The organism is Erwinia sp. B116, assembly GCF_002865965.1.
In the GTDB taxonomy this organism is placed as follows: domain Bacteria; phylum Pseudomonadota; class Gammaproteobacteria; order Enterobacterales; family Enterobacteriaceae; genus Erwinia.
Map to the genome: position 1 here is coordinate 1 of NZ_JRZZ01000127.1, position 452 is coordinate 452.

Sequence of the window (452 nt, forward strand, 5' to 3'; positions counted from 1 at the left end):
GGTGCAGAACTGCGAACTAATGACTGGGTCAGCGTTCGTGGTGGTAGAGGCATTTTGCTGACCGCGGATGCTCAGCCTGACGTCGGCAGTAAAATGCTCGAAATGGACAGGGCTGTAGAACAACTGGAACAGGCACTCACGCTGGCAAGGAGCCTTCAGGCAGCCGCGAAAGGGGCGAAGGCAATAGTATCTGATATCGACAACCAAAAGACGCTCAACAGCTCACTAAAATATCTGAAAATGCCAGGAATGCTGGCCAGTGCACCTGCCGGAATAGGGATTCTAAGTCCTGAGACCGTCCGACTTGCCTCAGGCGGGGCAAGTATTGGCCTTATGTCTGGTAAAAATACCGATATCAGTGCCGGGCAATCATTCACTGTAGCTGCAAGCGAAGCTGTAAGTTTGTTTGCACAGGCTGCAGGAATGAAAATGTATGCAGGGGCAGGAAAGGT

The 452-nt window shown here is 51.8% G+C and carries 1 protein-coding gene; it reads left to right on the plus strand.

Annotated features, from left to right (window positions below; all coding sequences use genetic code 11):
- Nucleotides 1-452, plus strand: a 452-nt coding sequence (locus NV64_RS22905) for a DUF2345 domain-containing protein (protein WP_146005552.1), incomplete at both ends; no start/stop codon positions are given.